The following is a 4,382-nucleotide window of genomic DNA, read 5'->3' on the forward strand; positions in this document are numbered from 1 at the left end:
GCGATGAACACGAGATTGTCGATGCCCAGCACGATCTCGAGCACGATCAGCGTCGCGAGACCGGCCCAGGCCGCCGGATCGGCCATCCACTCGAGGAACATGCCTAGCCCTCCCGCCGGCTGGCCGGGCAGCGAAGCCCGATGGAAGGACTACAGAACGAAGGCTCGTCGGAAGGCATGCACATGGTCTGAATGGTGAACGGTCCGGCCAGCCTAGCGGTGGTGGGTCCCGGCCGGAAGCGCGCCCTGCCGGGGCGCCGCCATGTGGATCACCAGCGGCCGCTGCCCGGCCGCATCTGGGCAGGATCCAGCCGGATCGGCAGGGCGGCGCGGATCACCCGATCAGCGGCCGGTTCGATATGCGTCGGGTAGTGCTCGGCGAGGATGGCGCGCACCCGGGCGCGGGCCCGGGTCACCATGCTGGTCGAGCCCTGCTCCTGCCATTCCTTGGGCGAGGCCCGATCGGCCACGACCGGGTAGACATATTCCTTCTGCATCAGCCCGAGCGTCTGGGCATGGCCCAGATAATGGCCGGGCCCCTCCAGGCAGACCTCGCGCATGGCGTCGAGCGACAGGCTCTCGTCGGTGACCTCGATGCCCTTCACCGTGCGCAGCACCGCACCCAGCATGTCGTCGTCGATCACGTAGCTTTCCAGGCAGGAGCCCAGCAGCGAGGCGTGCATGCCGACCGATTCGTAGACCAGGTTGAGGCCGGCCTGCCCTGCCAGCACGTCAGTATAGCCCTTCTCGTAGCCCGCCTGGGCATCCGGCAGCTTGCTGTCGCTCATGCCGGCGGCACTGCCGGTCGGCAGGTCGTAGAACCGCCCCATCTGGGCACAGGCCGCGGTGAGCAGGGCCTGCTCGCCCGAGCCGCCCGACATCGCCCCGGTGCGCAGATCCGACACGAACGGCCAGGGACCGAAGATCGCCGGTGCGCCCGGCTTCAGCGCATGGACATAGACGAGGCCGGCCAGGCACTCGGCCACCGCCTGGACCAGCGCCCCTGCCAGGGCCGCGGGTGCCGTGGCGCCGGCTTGGCCGGCGGAGAGCAGCAGCACCGGCATCCCGGCACGCACCGCGGCTTCCAGGGCGGTGCAGGCATCGTCGGCAAAGCGCATCGGCGGCACGACGAAGCAGCAGGACAGGGACATGAACGGCCGCGCGCGCCAGGCGGCCTCCGAGCCGGCGATCGCATGGAGCATCGGCAGGGCCGCCTCGAGATGCTCACCCTTCACGAATGAGGTGCCGACATGCTTGGCGGTCCCGGCCAGGCAGGCATAGGCGGTATTGATGTCCATCTCGAACGGATCGGGCAGGTCGCGCGGCACCACCGAGCGCTGGTAGAAGTGAACGTTGTCCAGCCGGTCGACCAGGCGGGCGATGTCGTAGAGGTCGTGCAGGGTGGATTCGCGATACTGGCCGGTAACGGCGTCGACCATGGTCACCGCGGCCCCGGCCGTGCCGAAATGGACGCGGCTGCCGGATGGGTGGAGGTCCAGATTCGGGTCGCGCGCGCACAACGGGAAGTCCCGGGCGGCCCGGGCGACAACGTCCTCCACCAGGGCGCGCGGAAAATGGATGCGCCCGCCGCGATGTTCGGCGCCGATTGCGGTCAGCGCCGCCACGGTCGAGGGCAGCGGCTGGCCGAAGCCGATCGTCTCCAGCGCGGTGAGGGCCGCCTCATGGACCCGCTGCACCGCCGCCTCGTCGAGAGGACGGTAGCGGCCGCCCTGGAGGCCCGCTCGGACCACTCGCGCCGCGTCGGCGAGCGGGCGGGCGCGCAACTCGCGGCGGGCATCCCGGCCGCCCCGCCGCCGGCAACTCTGCGTCAGGGCTGCGTCCTGCTCCGGGATGCCGTCCTGCGCGGAGATCATGGCCATCGTCGAGCCCTCCAGCGGCAGGATTCGGCCTGCCTCATCGGACAGCAGGCTAGGCCGGGCCTGCCTGAACGCGCTCGTCTGGTTCCGACACGGTGCGCTCGAAGATCGTCATCGCGGAGTTGCCGCGGCCGCCAGGCCAGACCGCCGGGAACCGCGTTCTGCTAAAAACGTTCGGAGACCGCCCAGGATCCCGTGAGGACTACGTTGAAGGAACTTTCATCCTTCCGGGGTGGACACCCCGTGCAACAGTCGGGATCTAACAGCGCCTGAGTTCGAATTACGTGGTTGGGTGGAGGCGGCCACCATCGATAGGGTGACGCCCCAGCCACAGGAGGAATGTGGAAACAATGGGTTGGAGCAAGATCTTCCAGGTTGGCCTGAGCGTAGTGGCCATCCTGGTTCTTGCGTGGTGGCTGGACTGGCAGGCGGTGGTCCGGGTCGCGGACCGCGCATCCCCGGCGCTGATCCTGCTGTGCCTGCTGCTCTACGCGGCGCAGCGCTTCCTGATGGCCGGCAAGTGGCTCCTGCTCCTGCGGGTCCACGGCGTGCGCATGGGCCTCCTACCTGCGACCTGGCTGTACAGCGCCGCGACCCTGGCCGGTTCGTTCCTCCCGGCGACGGTCGGCGGCGACGCCATGCGTGTCGGCTGGCTGTGGCGCAGCGGAGTGGATGCCAACGACGCGACCGCCTCCATCATGGTGGAGCGCATCGTCGGCGCCTTCGTGACCATGGCGATGGCCGTGGTCGGCATGGTCTGGCTGGGCCGGCTGACGCCCTTGTCCCAGGAGATGCACGGCATGATCCTGGTGGCCGGCCTGGTCATGGCGGCCATCGCGGCGGGCCTGGCCTGGTCCTGGTTCGGCCCGGCACGGCTGCGCCTGGCCTTGAGCGAGCATCGTCTGGCGGGGCGGATCCTGGCGCGCTTCCGCGCTGCCTGGCAGCGGCAGGGGCGGCGTCCCGAGGTGGTTGCGGCCTTTGCCGGCCTCACCCTGGTGGAAAGCGTCTATTCCCTGGCGCTCGGCTGGCTGACCGCCCAGGCACTCGGGATCGAGGTGCTCTTCGTCGACCTGGCCGCCGCCTATGCCGTGGCCCTGGCCATCACCCGGCTGCCGATCACCATCGACGGCATCGGCGTGTACGAGGGAATCATGGCGCTGCTGCTGGCCACGGTGGCTGGCCTGCCCGCTGCGGAGAGCGTGGCGCTCATCCTGGTGGGCCGCATCCTGTTCCTGGTGGTGCACGGCACCGGCGCCTTGTTGTTCGCGGTCCATCAGGGGCCGCTGGTGGCCTACGCGCCGGACCGGGCCGAGCCGGCCGGCGCCGGCTAGCCGCAGCCGCCAGCAAAACCGGTGGGCGCCTCGTGCCGCCATGGCTGGACAGGCCCGGTGAGGCGCCTATATCAGCGCCATGTACATCTTCGAAATCCTGCTGGTGCTCCTGGTCCTCGCCACGGCGGGGGTGCTGATGGTCGGACTGGTAGGGTTCTTCCGCGGCGGTGAGTTCAACCGCAAGTACTCGAACGTGCTGATGCGCTGGCGAGTGGGACTGCAGTTCGCGGCACTGGCGGTGCTGGCGATCCTGTTCCTCGCCTACAGCTAGCGGCTCGGGATCGGGCGATGGTCCAGCTCACCAGGATCTACACGCGGGGCGGCGATCAAGGTCGGACATCCCTGGGTGATGGCACCAGGGTCGCCAAGCACGCCCTCAGGGTCGAGGCCTACGGCAATGTCGACGAGGCCAATGCGACCATCGGGCTCGCCCGGCTGCACGCTGAGGGCGATCACGATGCGATGCTGGCGCGCATCCAAAACGACCTGTTCGACCTCGGCGCCGATCTCTGCCGGCCGGACGATGGCGGTGCTGCCCGCCTGCGGGTGAGTGATGCCCAGGTCGACCGCCTGGAAGCGGAGATCGACCGACTGAACGCGGCACTGCAGCCGCTGCAATCCTTCGTGCTGCCGGGCGGCAGCGCACTCTCGGCCTGCCTGCACCTGGCCCGCACCGTTGTCCGCCGCGCCGAGCGCGGCGTGGTGGCGCTGGCCGAGCAGGAGGCGGTGAACCCGGCGGTGGTCCGCTATCTCAACCGGCTGTCCGACCATCTCTTCGTCCTGGCCCGCGCGGCCAACGACGATGGTGCCGGCGACGTGCTCTGGGTGCCAGGAGCCAATCGCTGACGGGCCGCTAGGCCAGAGGGTGGTCATCGGCGTCGGTCGGCAGCAACCGTATCGGCTGCGCTGATTGACACGCACCAAGGCGCGTCTTATCGCCCTTGTGCGTTGCAATACGAATCGGGTTACCGACGGCGGGAAGCGCTTGTTGAAGCCGCGTCGGATGAAACAGGTGGCGCAATGAAGGTCCTGGTGCCCGTCAAGCGGGTGGTCGATTACAACGTCAAGATCAGGGTCAAGGCGGACCGGTCCGGCGTCGACATCGCGAACGTGAAGATGTCGATGAACCCGTTCGACGAGATCGCCTGCGAGCAGGCGATCCGCCTGAAGGAAGC

4 protein-coding genes and 1 pseudogene are annotated in these 4,382 nt (G+C 69.0%); 4 read left to right on the forward strand and 1 reads right to left on the reverse strand.

The annotated features are described in order from the left end of the window. Positions 1-268: 268 nt before the first annotated feature. Entirely contained in the window at positions 269-1,873 is a 1,605-nt protein-coding gene (locus VNS22_RS19705; protein ID WP_349261845.1) for a trimethylamine methyltransferase family protein, read from the reverse strand. Between the two features lie 353 nt (positions 1,874-2,226). On the opposite strand from VNS22_RS19705, the gene VNS22_RS19710 reads away from it, so the two are divergent. The 4 genes and pseudogenes from VNS22_RS19710 to VNS22_RS19725 all read left to right on the forward strand — a co-directional run. After that, the gene (locus VNS22_RS19710) at positions 2,227-3,207 is read left to right on the forward strand and encodes a lysylphosphatidylglycerol synthase transmembrane domain-containing protein (protein ID WP_325735447.1); all 981 of its coding nucleotides are present in this window, start codon (positions 2,227-2,229) and stop codon (positions 3,205-3,207) included. Between the two features lie 79 nt (positions 3,208-3,286). Beyond that, on the forward strand, positions 3,287-3,478 hold the full coding sequence (locus VNS22_RS19715) for a twin transmembrane helix small protein (protein WP_191059132.1): 192 nt from the start codon (positions 3,287-3,289) through the stop codon (positions 3,476-3,478). A 17-nt stretch (positions 3,479-3,495) separates the two neighbouring features. Further along, complete coding sequence (locus VNS22_RS19720; RefSeq protein WP_325735451.1) at positions 3,496-4,053, forward strand: cob(I)yrinic acid a,c-diamide adenosyltransferase; 558 nt, start codon at positions 3,496-3,498, stop codon at positions 4,051-4,053. 174 nt (positions 4,054-4,227) lie between these two features. Then, positions 4,228-4,382: pseudogene (locus VNS22_RS19725) on the forward strand (electron transfer flavoprotein subunit beta/FixA family protein); the annotation flags it as partial.

Source organism: Geminicoccus sp., from assembly GCF_035556675.1.
Classification (GTDB): Bacteria; Pseudomonadota; Alphaproteobacteria; order Geminicoccales; family Geminicoccaceae; genus Geminicoccus.